This is a genomic window from Chitinophagales bacterium (genome assembly GCA_017303835.1).
In the GTDB taxonomy this organism is placed as follows: Bacteria; Bacteroidota; Bacteroidia; order Chitinophagales; family Chitinophagaceae; genus JAFLBI01.
In genome coordinates this window covers 1,729,437-1,747,329 of sequence record JAFLBI010000001.1, presented here as the reverse complement: position 1 = coordinate 1,747,329, position 17,893 = coordinate 1,729,437, and the positions used below count along the sequence as shown (strand labels likewise).

At 43.5% G+C, this 17,893-nt stretch carries 14 protein-coding genes; 11 read left to right on the top strand and 3 right to left on the bottom strand.

Annotation, left to right across the window (positions count from 1 at the left end):
• The first annotated feature begins 20 nt into the window (after nucleotides 1–20).
• The 4 genes from nuoL (at nucleotide 21) to J0L83_08010 (ending at nucleotide 6,160) form a co-directional block, all read left to right on the top strand.
• Nucleotides 21–1,940: an NADH-quinone oxidoreductase subunit L gene (gene nuoL, locus J0L83_08025; GenBank protein ID MBN8664503.1), complete on the top strand. Its 1,920-nt coding sequence runs from the start codon at nucleotides 21–23 to the stop codon at nucleotides 1,938–1,940.
• 20 nt (nucleotides 1,941–1,960) lie between these two features.
• Nucleotides 1,961–3,391: an NADH-quinone oxidoreductase subunit M gene (locus J0L83_08020; protein MBN8664502.1), complete on the top strand. Its 1,431-nt coding sequence runs from the start codon at nucleotides 1,961–1,963 to the stop codon at nucleotides 3,389–3,391.
• 18 nt (nucleotides 3,392–3,409) lie between these two features.
• Nucleotides 3,410–4,789: an NADH-quinone oxidoreductase subunit N gene (locus J0L83_08015; protein MBN8664501.1), complete on the top strand. Its 1,380-nt coding sequence runs from the start codon at nucleotides 3,410–3,412 to the stop codon at nucleotides 4,787–4,789.
• 99 nt (nucleotides 4,790–4,888) lie between these two features.
• On the top strand, nucleotides 4,889–6,160 hold the full coding sequence (locus tag J0L83_08010) for an ABC transporter permease (GenBank protein ID MBN8664500.1): 1,272 nt from the start codon (nucleotides 4,889–4,891) through the stop codon (nucleotides 6,158–6,160).
• Here J0L83_08010 and J0L83_08005 read toward each other — a convergent pair whose 3' ends face one another.
• On the bottom strand, nucleotides 6,161–6,874 hold the full coding sequence (locus tag J0L83_08005) for a hypothetical protein (GenBank protein ID MBN8664499.1): 714 nt from the start codon (nucleotides 6,872–6,874) through the stop codon (nucleotides 6,161–6,163).
• 81 nt (nucleotides 6,875–6,955) lie between these two features.
• A complete protein-coding gene (locus tag J0L83_08000) occupies nucleotides 6,956–9,544 on the bottom strand; it encodes a zinc-dependent metalloprotease (protein ID MBN8664498.1) in 2,589 nt (862 codons plus the stop codon).
• Nucleotides 9,545–9,890: 346 nt separating this feature from the next.
• Here J0L83_08000 and J0L83_07995 point away from each other — a divergent pair, with 346 nt between their 5' ends.
• From J0L83_07995 to J0L83_07965, 7 genes are all read left to right on the top strand, one after another.
• Nucleotides 9,891–10,763: a MotA/TolQ/ExbB proton channel family protein gene (locus J0L83_07995; protein ID MBN8664497.1), complete on the top strand. Its 873-nt coding sequence runs from the start codon at nucleotides 9,891–9,893 to the stop codon at nucleotides 10,761–10,763.
• Between the two features lie 65 nt (nucleotides 10,764–10,828).
• Nucleotides 10,829–11,476 carry a biopolymer transporter ExbD gene (locus J0L83_07990; GenBank protein MBN8664496.1) on the top strand — a complete coding sequence of 216 codons (648 nt, stop codon included), beginning with the start codon at nucleotides 10,829–10,831 and terminating at the stop codon, nucleotides 11,474–11,476.
• A gap of 34 nt (nucleotides 11,477–11,510) precedes the next feature.
• Complete coding sequence (locus J0L83_07985) at nucleotides 11,511–12,059, top strand: biopolymer transporter ExbD (GenBank protein MBN8664495.1); 549 nt, start codon at nucleotides 11,511–11,513, stop codon at nucleotides 12,057–12,059.
• A 49-nt stretch (nucleotides 12,060–12,108) separates the two neighbouring features.
• Nucleotides 12,109–12,939, top strand: coding sequence for an energy transducer TonB (locus J0L83_07980; GenBank protein ID MBN8664494.1), 831 nt, complete (start codon nucleotides 12,109–12,111; stop codon nucleotides 12,937–12,939).
• 161 nt (nucleotides 12,940–13,100) lie between these two features.
• Entirely contained in the window at nucleotides 13,101–13,934 is an 834-nt protein-coding gene (locus J0L83_07975) for an energy transducer TonB (GenBank protein ID MBN8664493.1), read from the top strand.
• An 83-nt stretch (nucleotides 13,935–14,017) separates the two neighbouring features.
• Nucleotides 14,018–15,391, top strand: a complete 1,374-nt coding sequence (mnmE, locus tag J0L83_07970; GenBank protein MBN8664492.1) for a tRNA uridine-5-carboxymethylaminomethyl(34) synthesis GTPase MnmE — start codon at nucleotides 14,018–14,020, stop codon at nucleotides 15,389–15,391.
• Between the two features lie 7 nt (nucleotides 15,392–15,398).
• Nucleotides 15,399–16,889 (top strand): glycoside hydrolase family 32 protein, encoded by a 1,491-nt coding sequence (locus J0L83_07965; protein MBN8664491.1) that lies wholly within the window; start codon nucleotides 15,399–15,401, stop codon nucleotides 16,887–16,889.
• Nucleotides 16,890–16,943: 54 nt separating this feature from the next.
• Here J0L83_07965 and J0L83_07960 read toward each other — a convergent pair whose 3' ends face one another.
• The gene (locus tag J0L83_07960; GenBank protein ID MBN8664490.1) at nucleotides 16,944–17,891 is read right to left on the bottom strand and encodes a hypothetical protein; all 948 of its coding nucleotides are present in this window, start codon (nucleotides 17,889–17,891) and stop codon (nucleotides 16,944–16,946) included.
• Between the last annotated feature and the right edge of the window lie 2 nt (nucleotides 17,892–17,893).

The window sequence follows — 17,893 nt, the reverse complement described above, 5'->3', positions numbered from 1 at the left end:
GGCTTGTCCGGACAGATTATATGAACAACGTATTACATTTTGCATGGCTGGTTCCTTTCTTCCCTTTGCTGGGTTTTCTAGTGAATGGGTTGGGTAGGAACAAACTGTCTAAATCTGCAGTAGGTGTTGTGGGTAGCGGTGCTGTACTGCTCTCTTTTCTGGTGAGTGTTTGGATATTCCTGCAGGTGAAGGGTGGCAATACTTATGTGGCTGAGTATTTTCCTTTTATCAACTCAGCTGATTTCAAGATTCCTTTTGCCTTTCAGATTGATCAGCTGTCTTCCTTATTCTTGCTGATTATCACCGGTATTGGTTTCCTGATTCATTTGTATTCTACTGCTTATATGCATGAAGAAAACAGTGCACATTTCGCACGCTTCTTTGCATACCTTAACCTCTTCGTGTTCTCTATGTTGCTGCTCGTAATGGGCGCCAACTATGTGGTAATGTTTATTGGTTGGGAAGGTGTAGGTCTTTGTTCATATTTATTGATTGGATATTGGTTTGGTAATGATGCATATAACTATGCAGCCAAGAAAGCTTTTGTGATGAACCGAATTGGTGATCTGGGTTTTCTGCTGGCGATTTTCTGGATGCTTGCCAAGCTGGGTACAGTTTCTTATGGTGCGGTATTTAGTCAGGCAGCTGAATTAACAACTGCCGATGCTACAATCATAGCGATTCTACTTTTCGTAGGTGCAATGGGTAAGAGTGCACAAATTCCTTTGTACACCTGGTTGCCTGATGCGATGGCGGGTCCAACACCAGTATCAGCTCTGATCCACGCAGCAACGATGGTAACAGCTGGTATCTACATGATTGCACGTAGCAATGTGTTGTACAGCTTGAGCGAAGTAGCACAGCATTTAGTAGCGATTGTTGGTTTGGCCACAGCTTTGTTTGCTGCAACCATTGCCATTAAGCAAAACGATATCAAGAAAGTGTTGGCTTATTCAACGGTGAGTCAGCTGGGCTATATGTTTTTAGGCTTGGGTGTGGGTGCTTACACCGGCGCTGTATTCCACGTAATGACACACGCTTTCTTCAAAGCTTTGCTATTCCTTGGCGCAGGCTCGGTGATTCATGCCATGCACCATGAGCAGGATATTCGTAAGATGGGCGGCCTCAAAAAGAAACTCCCCATTACGCATCTTACTTTCTTGTTAGGTTGTATTGCCATTGCTGGTATGCCACCTTTCAGTGGTTTCTTCTCTAAAGATGAAATTTTAGCTGCTGCCTATGCGCACAATCCAATCTATTGGGGGTTGGGTGTAGCAGGTGCTGCTATGACAGCTTTCTATATGTTCCGTTTGTATGCCACCACTTTCCTCGGTGAGTTCCGTGGTACACATGAGCAGGAACACCATGTACATGAAAGCCCTAGTGCGATGACCATTCCTTTGATGGTGTTGGCTTTGTTGAGTGTGGTGGGTGGCTTTATTGGTATTCCTGAAGTATTTGCAAAAGATGCACATGCATTGCACCATTTCTTGTCGCCAGTATTGGTAACAGAACAGGCGCATACGATGGAGCACAGCACTGAATACATGTTAATGGGTATTTCAGTTGCGATTGCTGCAATCGCGATTCTCTTTGCCATCAACAAATTCAGCAAGAAGCCTGAATTGGGCGAACCTGCCGGATTGGGCAATGTGCTGGCGAATAAGTGGTATGTAGATGAACTCTATGATGCAGTAGTGGTGAAGCCCCTGCATGGTTTGAGTGTGGTATTGAAGAATGTAGTTGAGCGTAGTGGTATTGATGGTCTGGTGAATGGTACCGGTAAGCTGGTGCATTACGGATCCAGACAATTGCGTTTGTTGCAAAGTGGTCAGATAGGTGCATACCTCCTGGCGATGATATTATCGATTGTGGTATTTATGTTGGTATGGTTCAATGATGGTACCATCATGAACCTGCTGAATAAAATTGTTAAATAACAGACTCGGAGAAAGCGATTATGATTCCTGTTTTACTCATAGCCATTCCACTGGCCGCCGGCTTGCTCAGTTTTTTCCTGCGTGCAGGAAACAGCAGCCGCACATTGGTAACGCTGAGCGCATTGGCATCTTTGGCACTGGCATTGTGGGCACTGAGTGCACCACAGGCGCAGTTGCAACATCATGCTGCCTGGTTGCCTTCATTGGGCAGCAGCTTTGATGTGCAGATGGATGGTATGGCCAAGATGTTGGTACTCTTAACTGCTATTGCTTTTCCGGTAGTCTATGTATCTACTGCGAAAAATAATTATGCATCACCCAATCAGTTTTTTGCGTTGATGTCTTTGACACAAGCTGGCTTAGTGGGTGTGTTTGTAGCTGCCGATGGTTTGTTGTTTTACTTCTTCTGGGAACTGGCGCTGATTCCTGTTTACTTCCTCTGTTCGCAGTGGGGTGGTGAACGCAGAATTGCAGTTACGTTTAAATTTTTCATCTACACATTTGTTGGTTCACTGTTGATGCTGGTGGCATTGTTGTATCTCTATTTCCAAACACCGGATCACAGCTTCGCCATCCAATCATTCTACAAATTGAAATTATCTGCTGCTCAGCAGGGCTGGACTTTCTGGCTCATCTTCATCGCATTTGCGATTAAGATGCCGGTATTCCCATTCCATACCTGGCAGCCTGATACATACGAACAATCACCAACGGCTGTTACCATGATCTTAAGTGGTGTGATGGTGAAAATGGGTATTTATGCAGTAATCAGATGGTTAGTACCCATCTTCCCTGCAGCAGTTGCACAGTATGATCAAATCATCATCATCGCAGCCGTGATAGGTATGTTGTATGCTTCATTGATTGCGATTCGTCAGGATGATATCAAGCGCTTGATTGCTTACTCTTCTATTGCCCACATTGGTTTGATGTGTGCAGCCATCTTCACCAAGAATCAAGCTGGAATGGAAGGGGTAATGATCCAAATGTTCAACCACGGTGTAAACGTGTTGGGCTTGTGGATTGTAGCGGATGTGATTGAGCAACAACTGGGTACGCGCAAGTTCAGCGAATTGGGTGGACTGGCGAAGAAAGCACCGGTAATGGCGATTCTGCTGGTTGTAATGGCTTTAGCCAATGTGGCCCTGCCATTAACCAATGCCTTTATTGGTGAATTCCTCATGTTTAACGGACTGTTCAGATACAATGTCATCATTGCGGCAGTTGCTGGTATTAGCATTATTCTTGCTGCTGTGTATACACTGAATATGGTGCAGAAAGTACTGTATGGTGCCAGCAACGAAAGAACAGATGCGGCCACTGATATTTCAGCCAATGCACAATGGATGTTGGTAGTGTTGGTGATTATGATCATTGCTTTTGGTGTATATCCACAGCCAATGATTGAGTTAACAAAAGATTCTGTTCAGGCTGTATTGGCCATTAAATAATTAATAGCGCAGATTGATATGAATGCAATAATTGTTTCAGCTTTAATGGGTGTAGTCATGATGTTTGGCGGCATCCTGTTTCAGAATAAATCAACCCTGCGCCTGCTTTCTATAGCAGGGCTGCTGCTACTGATTACAGCCAACCTTATGCAGACCTATGGCTTCTACACCATCCCTGTAGAGGTAAAGGGTTTATTGAGCTTTGAGCGTTTTGGTTTGTTCTTTAATACCATCTGTTTTGTTGCAACCTTGTTGTATGTGTTGTTGAGCGCGAGAGATATGGAGCAAGTAGGTAATAACACTGCGGATTACCACGCGTTGATTTTCTTTGTACTGACCGGTGTATCTATCCTTACTTCTTTCAACTCATTGCTCATGCTCTTCCTTGGTGTAGAGATCATGACAATTCCATTGTTTATCCTTACCGGTTCTGATAAGCGTAACCTGAAAAGTAATGAAGCCGCGCTGAAATATTTCCTGATGGGTTCATTCTCAACAGGTATCTTATTGATGGGTATTGCATTGGTGTATGGTGCCAATGGTAATTTCAACCTTGTACCTGTAAGGGCTTCTTATCTGGGCGGTAAAGCATCCTTCCTTGAAATCGGTGGTATGCTCCTGATCTTTGTGGCCATGGCTTTCAAAGTATCTGCTGCACCTTTCCATTTCTGGACGCCAGATGTGTATGATGGTGCACCAAGTGTGTTCACCTCCTTTATGGCTACTGTTGTAAAAGCTGCGGGCTTCTTTGCATTCTTGCGCATCTTCCTGGAACGCGCTGATGTTTTTGGCCCAACCTGGAAGATTGTTTTATCCATCGTCATCATTGCTACTTTACTTATTGGAAATATCACCGCTGTATTCCAGCAAAGCGTGAAGCGTATGCTGGCTTACTCTTCAATCGCGCAAGCAGGTTTTATGCTCTTTGCTTTGTGGAGTATGAACGATATGGCCAAAGAAGGCTTGATCCTATATGCAGTTGCATATAGCCTTGCTACAGTTGGCATTTTTGCAGTGCTCATCAAGATGAAAGACTATACTTTTGATGGCTTTAACGGACTTGCAAAAGCCGAACCTCTGGTAGCATTGGCAGCAACCATATTCCTGCTTTCTTTAGCTGGTATTCCCCTCACAGCTGGTTTCTTTGCGAAATACTTTATGCTGGCTTCTGTGGTAAAAGCCGGCGGCGCTATCTGGCTGGTGGTGGTAGCAGTATTGTTTGCGGCTGTAAGTGTTTACTACTATTTCCGTGTTATCCAATCCATGTACTTCAAAGAAGGACAGCCTGAAACAGCCCCGCTCAGCGGCGGTTTCAAATTCATGTTGGGCCTTATGGCGGCATTGGTAATACTGGTAGGTGTAGCGCCATCAACCGTTTTGGGCTGGTTCTATTTCTAAGCTGTTTACCGTAATTGCCGCGGTTCAGACCGCTCCTCACAATCTTCCGCCTTTTGGCGGCTAATCTCTGCTATCTTTATGCCAATGGCAAAGAATCAGATGAGTGTTGGTGACTCTTTTCTGCTCGCATGGCGTACCGTGCGCAGCAATAAGCTACGTACAGGTATTACAGTAGCGATTATTGCTTTTGGTATCATGGCACTAATTGGCATTATTACAGCCATTGAGGCAATGAACCAAAGTCTGAAAGAGAGTTTCTCCTCCATGGGTGCTAATGCCTTTAATATTCGTTTTAAGGAGTCACGTGTACGTTTTGGTGGTAATGGGTCTGATGTGCAGAAGCAGAAGAAAGGCAAAAAGGAGAAGAAGTCTAATTTGGGCAAACCCATTCGCCAGGAAGAAGCAGAAATGTTTCAGGAGAATTACAATTTTCCATCAACAGTCAGCATTTACAGAAGAGGTCCGGGTGCGCAGGAATTGCGTTATGAAGACAAGAAAACCAATCCTCAGATTACAGTTTGGGGTGGCGATGAAAATTATCTAGCCGTAAGTGGTTACAGTATTCAGGAAGGTCGTCCTTTGAATAAGCTGGATGTGAATAGTGGTAGAAACGTCTGCTTATTGGGAGATAATGTAGCCGGTAAATTATTTGGGGCAGATAAGTCACGTTGTTTAGATAGAGTCATTCGAATAGGTAGCATTCCTTATCGCGTAGTAGGCTTATTGAAGGCTAAAGGATCTAGCGCGATGTTGCGTCAGGATGATGTGGTGATTACTTCGTACAGAAATGTAAACAGACTAGCCAGATCATCGCCAAGCTATATGATGGGTGTGATGGTGGCGAATGTGAATGAATTAGAGCCTGCTATTGGTGAAGCTACTGCGGCGTTCAGAGCAGTGCGCAAATTGCAACCAATTGATGATGATAATTTCGTAATAGAGAAGAGTGATAAGTTCGCTGAACTCTTTATTGGCTTTTTAAGCAGTATTACGGGTTCTGCAGGTGCGATTGGTTTGATTACTTTGATTGGTGCAGCTATCGGTTTGATGAATATCATGCTTGTAGCGGTAAATGAAAGAACCAAAGAAGTAGGGTTGATTAAAGCTATTGGTGGCAAGCGCAGTAATGTGCGTCAGCAATTCTTATTCGAGAGTATGATCATTAGTTTGCTGGGTGCAATTTTTGGTATCATTCTCGGTGTATTGGTCGGCAATCTCTTTGGTATAGTATTAGGTACGGGCTTCCTTATCCCTTGGGGATGGGTAGTAACTGGTATTATCATCTGTACGGTTGTAGGTTTGCTGGCTGGTCTATATCCTGCAATGAAAGCGGCTAAGCTCAATCCGATTGTAGCCCTGCGTTACGAATAATTATTTTCTGCCGAAGAATATTTTCAGCTGATCATTCAGGTAATACTTGAGATCTTCCTCTGTATGAAATTTTCTTAACCACTTATACGAGGGTCTGTGTGTTTGCATAAATGCATGTAATTTCTCGTCTGTTAGTCCCGTGTATTGTTGTACAATTTCCTTTGTGAAATAGTAGTTGATATACGCTTCCTGTTCTTGGTCTTCAAAGAATTCAAATGCTTTTCGCTTCCGCTTTTCATGTTTAGAAAATCGATCGAGATTAAAACCCAGACCTGCGCCGGAATTCGATAAAGCAAAAGTGGGAATCTTATAATCACCACCTACAGCTTGCAAAAATTCTGCCCTGCGTTGTATGCTGTCTAATTGATAGCGGCTCCATTTTTTATTGGCTACAACAGTTACATCAGCCAATTGTCTGCCCAAGGTTTGCATCCGAACATAAATCGTGTCTTTAAAATCTAAGCCCAGTAAGGTTGTGTCAAATCCATAGCCAACCGCTGCGAATGAAAGTATATGTCCTGCACTTGCATTGATGCGGAATTTACCATCCTGATTACTTACCACAGTTTGTTTGGTTACCGTATTGGTGATACTGGCTAGTGCAACAGGCTTTCCACTAAGGCTGTCTTTCAGATAACCGTAAATAATTCTGGCTTGTGTATTGCCTGTAATACAGACAAATATCAAAAGGGATAGAAGTAGGTATTTTCTCATAGTACAATTGCTATTGCAAGATGCATCAATAAAAAAGCTCCGGCAAGAAACCGGAGCTTTTTAACAATTCAACCGATGAATTTATTTAGGATCCAAAGCCTGCTTGATTTTCTCAGACAGGTCTTGCAGATGCACTTTGCTCATCTTATCTGTTGTGCCGGCAGCAGCTGCGTTGATTTGGTTGCGCAGGCCTACCAGTTGAGCACGTACGATTGCAGGTACATCACTCTTACGGGTATCTGTGCCCACTGTTAAGGTACCAAAACCAGGTACTGAAACAGTTTGAGCAGCAGCAGGAGTAAGGATGTTAACCAGCTTGTCTACATAGCTCTTCTGTACTAAACGGCGGTAGAAGTCGATTGGCTTCTTGCTGCTCAGTTCACTGAAGATACCTTTCTCAACATCGTTCAGCATTTCCATTGGTGTATAACCTTTGTCAAGACCGAAACGCTCAGCACTGATTTGCATACGATTTAATCTGTCTGCACTTACTAAGCCAGACATTGCGCCTTCCTGCAAACCAACAACAGGATCGTTGGCAATTGGGTTGTTGATTTTATTCCAGATATTCTTATCAATCAACCAAGTTGGTGTTTCAAACACCTGCTTATTCAGGAATGCAACAGCTTCTTTTTGTCTGCTCTTAGGTGTGATTTCATATACTGCTTCGTTTTCATCAGCTGTCTTGAATGTTTCATACACACCACCTACGTTAGCAGTTACGTGGCCAACATAGCGACGGAACTGACCGAGCAACTGAACATACATAGTACCCAGGTTCTCATACTGATCAGCTTCTTCTTTAGTCCACTCAGGTAAACCTTTGATAATACGCTGCAAGTTCTTGATACCATACTCGCTAGCTTTTACTGCATTATCAGACAGGTCTTCGCTCTGGCTACGTGGATCAGCTCTGTTACCACGCTCATAAGTACCAAACCAATGACGTGGATTTTCTTTCAGTGCTGCAGTCACCATTTTGCTGCTGTTCTTTTCAGTCTCTTCTTCGTTGCTACCCGGGATATAACCATAGCCCCACTTAATGGCCCACTTATCGTAGTCGCCAATGCGTGGATACAAACCTTTACGGCTGATATTATCTTCAGGTTGTGCTACATAGTTGAAACGTGCATAGTCCATGATAGAACCAGTATGACCATTGGCTTCAACCCAAGCTTTGTCACGCAGTTTTTCAACAGGTGTCTTAGAGCTGTTACCCATGTTGTGTGCCAAACCTAAAGTATGGCCAACTTCATGTGAGGATACAAAGCGAATCAAATCGCCCATCAGTTCATCATCATATTTCATTTTACGTGCACCTGGGTCAACTGCTGCAGTCTGTACCATATACCAGTCGTGTACCAGTTTCATAACGTTGTGGTACCAACCAATATGGCTTTCCAGAATTTCACCACTGCGTGGATCGTGTACGTTAGGACCGTAAGCGTTCTCAATATCAGAAGCGAAATAGCGAACCACAGAATAACGTGCATCTTCCATGCTCATGGTGCTGTCGTTCTCTGGCCACTCTTTACCCATGATGGCATTTTTGAAACCAGCTTTTTCGAAAGCTGCTTGCCAGTCATTGATACCAGCAATCAGGTGCTTGCGCCACTGCTTAGGTGTAGCAGGATCGATATAATAAATGATTGGCTTCTTAGGTTCTACCAATTCACCTCTTGTCCATTTGTCCCACTCACCATCTTTAGGCTCTAGTCTCCAACGAACAGCAAATTGAACGCGTTCAACTTTCTGCTGCTCATCACTGAAGCGTGTGAAATCATCAGCAAAGAAACCAACACGACGATCGTAGATACGGCGCTCCATTGGCTTCTTAGGCAATAATAACAGTGAAGTATTGATTTCCATCGTTACAGCACCTGCATCATTTGCTGCAGGCAAGCTGGCACCACCAGGGCCACCAGGTAAGCCAGGAATACTGATGCCGCCGATAGAAGGTGAAGAAGTATAGGTCTTCACTGTACGGATTTCTGTATTGATGGGGTAGGTAGAAATTTTGGAGATATACGATCTGTCTTGTGCAATAGCGTTCAAGCTATAGTTACGCTTGGCACGAGGGTTAATGCTGACAGCCTGGTTATCGCTTTTGAAAAATTCAGTAACATCAATAACTGTACTTGTTGAATCCTTACCGAAAGCAGCAATAGGGAATGCAGCAGCAATTGCATTAACGTTAGAGTTAGAAACTGCTTTGAAAATTTGCTGATCTTCTTCTGCAACATTCACCAGTGTTACCACACGCATGAAGATGTTGTTGCTTGGACCTTTCTCGAAAGTGATGGTTTGCTGATTAGCCAGTTCACCGCCATAACCTGCACCAGTTGGTACTTTGGCAAAACGTGTTACTGCAAGTACTTCTCTGCCGAGCAATGAGTCAGCAATTTCAAAATAAAATTTATCGTCAACCTTATGGACTGTAAAAAGTCCCTTTTGTGTCTTTGCCTTATCTGTAATTACCTCTTTGAAAGGTCTTGGGCTTGCTGATCTTTGACCGCCCAGCATATTGGCAAAATTGCTCAGGTTTGGAGCGCCGTTAGCACCTCCGGCTGGAGCTGGTGCTGGCGTTTGTGGCTGAGGGTTTCTAGGAGGCTGTTGAGCAAAAGCGTAGGCAGAAACGGCCATCGCAGCTGCTACAAGCATCTTTTTCATACGCAGTTTTATTTTTTTGAATGTGATGAATTGGATAAAGATAAACAGGTCAGTCCCTTAAAGGTTGTGCTTATCCCATCTTTTGATAAACGGTAAATAGCTAAAGGCTATCCCACCTTGCAAACGTTTGAAATTAAGCTGTTTGCCTGAAATTTCCGCTAAAGCGATTTGATATCAATCAAATCATCAAATCAAATTTGCTGCTTTCAGGAAAATACCTAATTTGGGAGCCCCTTTCGATGGAAAAATTCGTTTGGCAGACTGTGTTTCCAGATTGTTTTTTTCAGTAGAATTGCGGACTTTATTTTTTAAACACTCAGAATTTTAAAAACTAAAATCAACTGAAATGGCTGAAACAAAACCAACTGCTCCTGCAGCTGCAACCAAGAGTGCTTCTTCTGCACACGCTCAACCTAAGAAGAGCAGTAACCTGATTGCTACGATTGCCCCGATTGCCTGTATCGTATTAGGCTATGTAATCTGGAGATTTGTGCTGGGTAATCCTGCTGAATTTACGAATCCTGATCCTAAAGGCGGTTTTTGGCCTAACCACCAGGGTCCTAAAGGTGCATTCAACAAGATGTATGAAGGTGGTATCGTTGTACCTGTATTGATTGCCAACTTCCTGGTAGTAGTAACTTTCGTAATTGAGCGTATCCTCACCATTTCAAAAGCTGCCGGTAAAGGCAACAATGCTGAGTTCATCCGCAAAGTACAATTCCACCTTGCTAACAAGGATGTAGAGAAAGCAATTGCTGAGTGCGATAAGCAGCGTGGCTCTGTAGGTAATGTAATGAAGAGCGGTCTGCGTAAGTACAAAGAGATGATCTCTAACACAGAACTGACTACAGAACAAAAAGTATTGAATATTCAAAAAGAAGTAGAAGAAGCAACAGCGCTTGAACTGCCTATGCTGCAGAAGAACCTGGTGTTCCTGTCTACTATCGCTTCAGTAGCAACCCTGTTGGGTCTGTTCGGTACCGTATTGGGTATGATTCGTTCATTCTCTAAACTCGGTGACGAAGGCGGTGGTGAAGCAGCACGTGAATTATCAAAAGGTATCTCTGAAGCCCTGTATAACACAGCTTTGGGTATCGGTACTTCTGCTGTTGCGATCATCATGTACAACGTGTTCACTACTCGTATCGACGAAATCACTTACGGTATTGATGAATCAGGTTTCACTTTGACTCAGAGCTTCGCTGCTAACTACAAATAAGCCAAGGCTTTTTGTGGAATTAAGCAGAATCTGAATCTAATTAATGAAATCTAAAACGAACAATAATGGGTAGAGCGCAACTACCTCGCAAGAGTACCAATATCGACATGACGGCGATGTGCGACGTGGCTTTCCTGCTGTTGTCATTCTTTATCTTGACAACCAAGTTCAAGCCGGCTGAAGCAATCGCGGTTACTACGCCCAACTCTGTTGCGGCCAAAGTAGCCCCTGAAAAGGACCTCGTGTTGATCACTATCGATAAAGATGGTAAGGTATTCCTGACGATGGACGACGAAGAGAAAAAGGAATTTATCGCCAACACCCTGAACCAAACAAAAGGACTTAACCTGAATGTACAGGCTTTCAAGAAAGCTGGTTTCTTCGGTGCTCCTTTCAGCGGTTTGGCACAGTTTCTCTCTCTTCCAGAAGAGCAGCGTAAAGGCGGAAACCTCCCAGGTATCCCCTGTAAAGACAGCACCCAGAATGAGTTAGTAGAATGGATGCAACTGGTGAATTCATCTTATCAGGGTCAGAAAATGAACCTGTTATTGAAAGGTGATAACATGGCCAAGTATCCTGCTTTCAAAAATGTCATTGATGCATTCAAGAAGAACGACTTCCTGAAGTTTCAGATGATTACCAATCCTGAAAGTGTACCAACCGGTTCTGAACTGTGGAAACGCAGCATGTCTGGTGAAAAGAGAGAAGAATAAGTAAACTGATTATTCACGAAAAAAACTTACCGCTATGGCAGAAATGGATACCTCGTCGAGTGGGGGTGGACATAAGAAAGGACCAGGGGTCAAAAAAGCGAAAAAACTCTCTACCAGGGTAGACCTTACCCCAATGGTGGATCTGGGTTTCCTGCTGATTACTTTCTTCATCTTCACCACTACGATGAGCCAGCCTACGGCTATGAAGCTTTTCCTGCCAAAGGATGCTGATAAGCCCGAGGATCAGAACAAAGCGAAAGAATCTGGAGTACTCACCCTCTTATTGGGCGCAGATAATAACGTATTCTATTATGAAGGTCAGTTGGCAGTAGATGCTAATAACTTCAAGACTTCCAATTTCAAGGAAATACGTTCTGTGATCATGGATAAGAAATCCCGTACCAACGAAAAGGATTTCGTCGTGATCATCAAGCCTAATAAGGATTGCACCTACAGAAATGTGGTGGATATACTGGATGAGATGACGATCAACGTATGTAAAAAATACGCATTGGTGGATATCTCAGATATTGAAAGCGTTTTGATCGAAAAAACACAAGCGGCGGGGATAGCAGCAAATTAATTTGTGGAATTATTGCGAGCCCGCATCTTAGTAAAAATCAACAAAGTACATGGAAACAAATAAGATCCTCACCGCCGACATCCTCGATATCATTTTCGAGGGCAAGCATAAGGATTATGGCGCTTACCAGCTCCGTAAAACCTACAACAAGCGGATTACTTATGCGCTGATCGGTACCGTGATCATCTGTCTGTTGCTCCTGCTGAGTTCCTTTATCTCTGGTGCTGCCAAGAAAGGCAAAGCTGAGATTTTGGTTCAAGACATGGAGTTGCAGGATATCAAGCAGGACGAGAAAAAGCCTGAACCACCACCACCACCTCCTCCGCCTAAGCAGGAACCACCTAAGGTGGAAATCACCAAATTCACCCCTCCTAAAATCGTAAAAGATGAGGAAGTGAAGGAAGATGAAGAAATCAAGGAAGTGGAGAAACTGGAAGATACCAAGATTGGTACCATCAACCAGGAAGGTACTAAGGATGAAGGTATTGTTGCTCCTCCTGTTGAAACAGGTACCGGTGTAGTTGAAGCACCAAAAGTGGAAGAAGATTACGATAAGGTATTTACAGTTGTACAGATTCCTGCTGAATTCCCCGGAGGTCTGCAGGGTTGGACTAGATACCTTGAGCGTAACCTGAACCGCGATTTGCCTGTTGAAAACGGTGCACCTCCCGGCAAATACACTGTAATCGTATCATTCATCGTTGATAAAAACGGTGGTATCAGTGATGTAAAAGCTGATAATGATCCGGGTTATGGTACTTCAGAAGAAGCTGTTCGTGTGGTGAAAAAAGGCCCAGCCTGGAAACCAGCCGTTCAGAATGGTCGTAACGTAATTTACCGCCACAAACAAAGTATCACTTTCGTAGTTTCTGAAGACTAAGAAATATAAGGAAAAAGAATTGAATTGTCAATGATGAAATCCCTTCCATAACAGGAAGGGATTTTGTCATTTTACAGTGCGAAACATCGTTAACGGAAGCTTGCCGTAACACGACAAACCATGTTTTCGCAGGCTTCCGGCATTTTTAAACTTACATCATCATGGAAGCCAACAAAATTATGAACGCCAATCTCCTGGACATCATCTTTGATGGCAGGAATAAAGAGTATGGCGCCTACGAACTAAGAGCCACTTACGAAAGAAGACTTACTCGCGCTTTGGTATCAACCGTTATGGTTTGCTTACTGGTTGTGGGCATCAACAGTATACCTAAAAATATGCTCATCAAGAATGAAGCCCAACTGTATGTGCAGGACGTTGAATTGCAAGACCTGAAGCAGGAAGAGAAAAAGCCGGAATTGCCACCTCCGCCTCCACCCAAGCAAGAGCCCCCTAAAGTTGAAATCACCAAGTTTACACCACCGGTTATCGTGAAAGATGAAGAAGTGCAGGAGCAAGACGAAATCAGAGAAGTAGCGAAGCTGGAAGATACCAAGATCGGTACCATTAATCAGGAAGGTGCGAAAGACGACGGTATTGTTGCTCCACCCATTGAAAAAGGAACTGGTATTGTTGAAGCACCCCAAGCGAAAGAAGAAGATTATGATCAGGTGTTTACATCCGTACAGATTCCCGCTGAATTTCCTGGTGGTTTTGATGCATGGAATCGTTATCTGGAACGTAACCTAAACCGTGACCTGCCTATTGAAAATGGTGCACCTCCCGGTAAATATGTAGTTGTTGTATCATTTATCGTAGATAAACATGGCAATATTAGTCAGGTAAAAGCCGAAAATGATCCGGGCTATGGTACAGCTGAAGAAGCTGTGCGCATCATTGCCAAAGGACCCAATTGGAAGCCTGCTATCCAGAACGGCCGTAATGTGATCTTCCGCAATAAGCAGAACATCATCTTTATGGTGGTTCAGGAATAAAATAGTTTTTAGTGATGATGTAAGATGTAAGCAGAACATGCCTGCCCCGTCGTTGGGCGGGCATTTTGTTTACTTTTGAGCCCATGAATAGCCTGGCACATAAACTCGGCGGATGGGATGATACCATTGTGGCACTAGCAACACCTCCCGGTATCGGTGCTATTGGTGTACTGCGTGTAAGTGGTGCAAAGGCCATTGATATTGTCAATACACTTTTTCCATCTAAGAATCTTGCTGCACAAGCATCGCATACTTTACATGTAGGATTGCTGAAGAAGGACAATCTTTTATTGGATGAGGTGGTGGTGTCATTATACAAATCACCAAAGTCTTATACGGGTGAAGATGTGGTGGAAATCAGTTGCCACGGTTCTCCTTTTGTACAGGAGCAAGTGATGCAGGCTATTATTGATGGCGGTGCCAGAATGGCCAAGCCCGGTGAGTTTACGCAGCGTGCTTTTTTGAAAGGGAAAATGGATTTGGCACAGGCGGAAGCCGTTGCTGATTTGATCGCTAGTAATACAGAAGCTAGCAGACAACATGCTATCAAACACATGCGTGGTGGTTTCTCAAATACACTTGCAGTGTTGCGCGATCAGTTAATTCAATTCTCAGCATTAATTGAATTAGAGCTGGATTTTTCTCAGGAAGATGTGGCATTTGCTGATCGTAGCCAATTATATCAACTCATTCAGCAGTTGAGTACAACAACTACCCAGCTGATTGATTCATTTAAATTAGGTAATGTGATCAAGCAGGGTGTAAGTGTGGCCATCATTGGTAAACCCAATGCGGGTAAATCTACTTTACTCAATGCTTTACTGAATGAACAGCGAGCCATTGTGAGTGATATTTCCGGCACTACTCGCGATACGATTGAAGAAGTATTGAATATAGATGGTATTCTCTTCAGGCTGATTGATACAGCAGGTATCAGACAACATACCAGCGATGTGATTGAAACCATTGGAGTGGAGCGAAGTCTGGAGAAAATGCAACAGGCAGATTTGGTAATCTACTTGTTTGATGCAGCTGAAACAACACAAGCTGAATTAAATACGGTTGTTGCCGATCTGGATGCAAAATCCATTCAGTATTTACTGGTGGCCAATAAAACTGATATTCAGGCAACTGCCTATCAACAAACTGTTTTGTCTATTGCTGCAAAAACCAGTAAAGGTATTACTGCGTTGAAGAAAGCCCTTGTGGATACAGTTTTAGATGGCTCAGTCAGCATGGATGATACAGTGGTAACCAATGCACGACACCTAGATGCATTAAAAAAACTATACACTGCTTTGAATGAAGTGTTGCAAGGGCTGGACGATCAGCTGCCAGGCGATCTGCTGGCTTTGGATATCAGAAGGGCGCTTCACTATCTGGGTGAAATCACCGGAGAGATTACACACGAAGATCAGTTGGATTATATCTTTAGTAAGTTTTGTATCGGAAAATAATCGGACTATGCAATACACAAAAAGACTTGCTTCATTGCTGGTTCTATGTGCAGCGTTATTGTCAATAAATGTGTTCGCGCAGCGCGATACTAACTATCGTCCAAAATTTCATTTTACGCCTCCTGCCAAATGGATGAATGACCCCAACGGTATGTTTTATGCCAATGGTGTCTATCACTTATTCTATCAACATAATCCAGAAGCTGCTGTCTGGGGCCCCATGCATTGGGGGCATGCAACCAGCAAAGACCTGATTCGCTGGCAACATCAACCCATTGCTTTGTATCCGGATTCATTGGGTATGATCTTCTCCGGCAGTGCTGTGGTGGATAGCATGAATACAAGCGGCTTTGGTAAGCATGGACAAATACCAATTGTTGCCATCTATACTTATCATGATGACCAAGCAGAAAAAGCCGGCAGCGCCAGTTTTCAGCATCAGGCTTTGGCCTATAGTTTGGATAATGGCATAACGTGGACTAAGTATTCCGGAAATCCAGTTTTAAGGAGTCCGGGCATCCGTGATTTCCGCGATCCTAAAGTTATTTGGCACCGGCATACAAAGCAATGGATCATGGCCTTGGCTGTACAAGATCATATTGGATTCTATGCATCAAAGAATTTGAAGGAGTGGCATAAGCTGTCTGAGTTTGGGAAAACAATGGGTGCACATGGTGGGGTATGGGAATGTCCTGATCTTTTTCCGATGGAGCACGCTGGAAGAACACACTGGGTCTTATTGGTGAACCTGAACCCCGGTGGGCCAAACAAAGGGTCAGCGACACAGTATTTTGTGGGCAGTTTCAACGGGCAAGATTTTCAGCCATATGATACCATCACCAGGTGGCTGGATTATGGCCCCGATGAATATGCAGGTGTTACCTGGTCTAACACAGGAAAAGAAAGAATCTTCATCGGCTGGATGAGTAACTGGTCTTATGCTAATATAGTCCCTACAACTACCTGGCGAAGTGCCATGACCATTCCGAGGAACTTAGCACTTAAACAGGTGCAGGGCCGTTGGTATGTAGCGAATACACCTGTTCAAAATTTGCTGCAATACGCAGATAAGCCTGTTGATCTGCTGCCTTCTTTTAAAAAGGGAAAGCCAATAATGCTTAACAGAAATACATTTCAGTTGGATATTGCTGCATCAGCCAAAGAGGATTGGCAGATCAGTCTGAGCTCTGCGGCAAATGATACCCTGTTAATAGGGTATGATGCAGGTAAGCAACTATTTTATCTCGACAGAGGAAAGACCGGTGAAACAGCATTTCATCAGGACTTTCCCATAAAAGCAATAGCGCCCCGGTTTGTGCAAACAGGCCAAACAGAGATTCAACTCATCTTTGATCAGGCTTCAGTGGAGTTATTTGCTGATGATGGATTAACCAGTATGACACAAATATTTTTTCCGCATGAACCATTACAAAAACTGCATATTCATCAGCAAGGGATAACTGCAGTTAAAAAAATGCAGGTACGTTATTTCAAGTAATTAAAAAGGAGTCCAGAAGGACTCCTATGCGCACATCTGCTTGGGGGATTGCGACTATAGCTTTTCACATAGGATCGGTTTTTCATCCTTCTGTTCAAAGTCGATATGCGCGTACTTTCCCTGCTGAAAGTATTGATAGAGATCAATGGTGATAAGTTTGCATTTACCATCCGGTGCCTTAGCAGCGATAATGGTACCTGTTTGTCTATATTCCGGTTGGTTAGAGATTTCATTTTTCTTGACAAACCAATCAGCACTGGTTAATGCTTGTTTGATATAGGTATAACCCGGATATTTTTTCTGAAAATGTTCTTTGAAAAGCTTCTCCCATTCAGGATTGTTACCAACTGCTGCTGGCATAAGTACATCAACAAGATTAGCATTTCTGTTTTTGCGTACATGTGCCAGAACTGCTTTATCATCTTTTAACTGTTGCAATACAGGTTCGGCTGAAGCCAGTACTTCGTCTATGCCTTTGGAATCCGGGTAAACTTTTTGTACAGCTGCCAAGTAGGCTTGTACAGATTTGATCTGTTGAATAAGTCCCTTAGCTCTGCAGACATCCTGCTCCAAAGGTGCTTCCATGCCTGTTGTTGGCGCACCCATGCTCTCCAATCTTTTGATGGAGTACTGCATTTCATCGGTAAAATTTCTGACTAGCTTATATACCAAGGGCTGGTCCGTTTTTATCTTCTTGTCATCTTTTGGGCCTTTGATAAATTCATCTACAAAGGCATTGAATTGGCCGATGCGAGTATTCGATAAAGTTACATAATCACCGCAAGGAGGTAATTCAAATTGCTGTAAGTTGAGCTCAGGTTTGGTGAATAAGCGCATGAAATTCCAAGTACGCTTGGTAACATTTTCCTCGCCAAGTGCTTTAGCGTAAGGGTTAAAATCAGGACTGCTTTTATTGCTTCCGCCGCGCGTTTCAAATTGCGCACTTGCAATATGGCTGGTTAGCAATAAAATCAGTAGAGCAAAGTATTTTAGTAGCATCATTA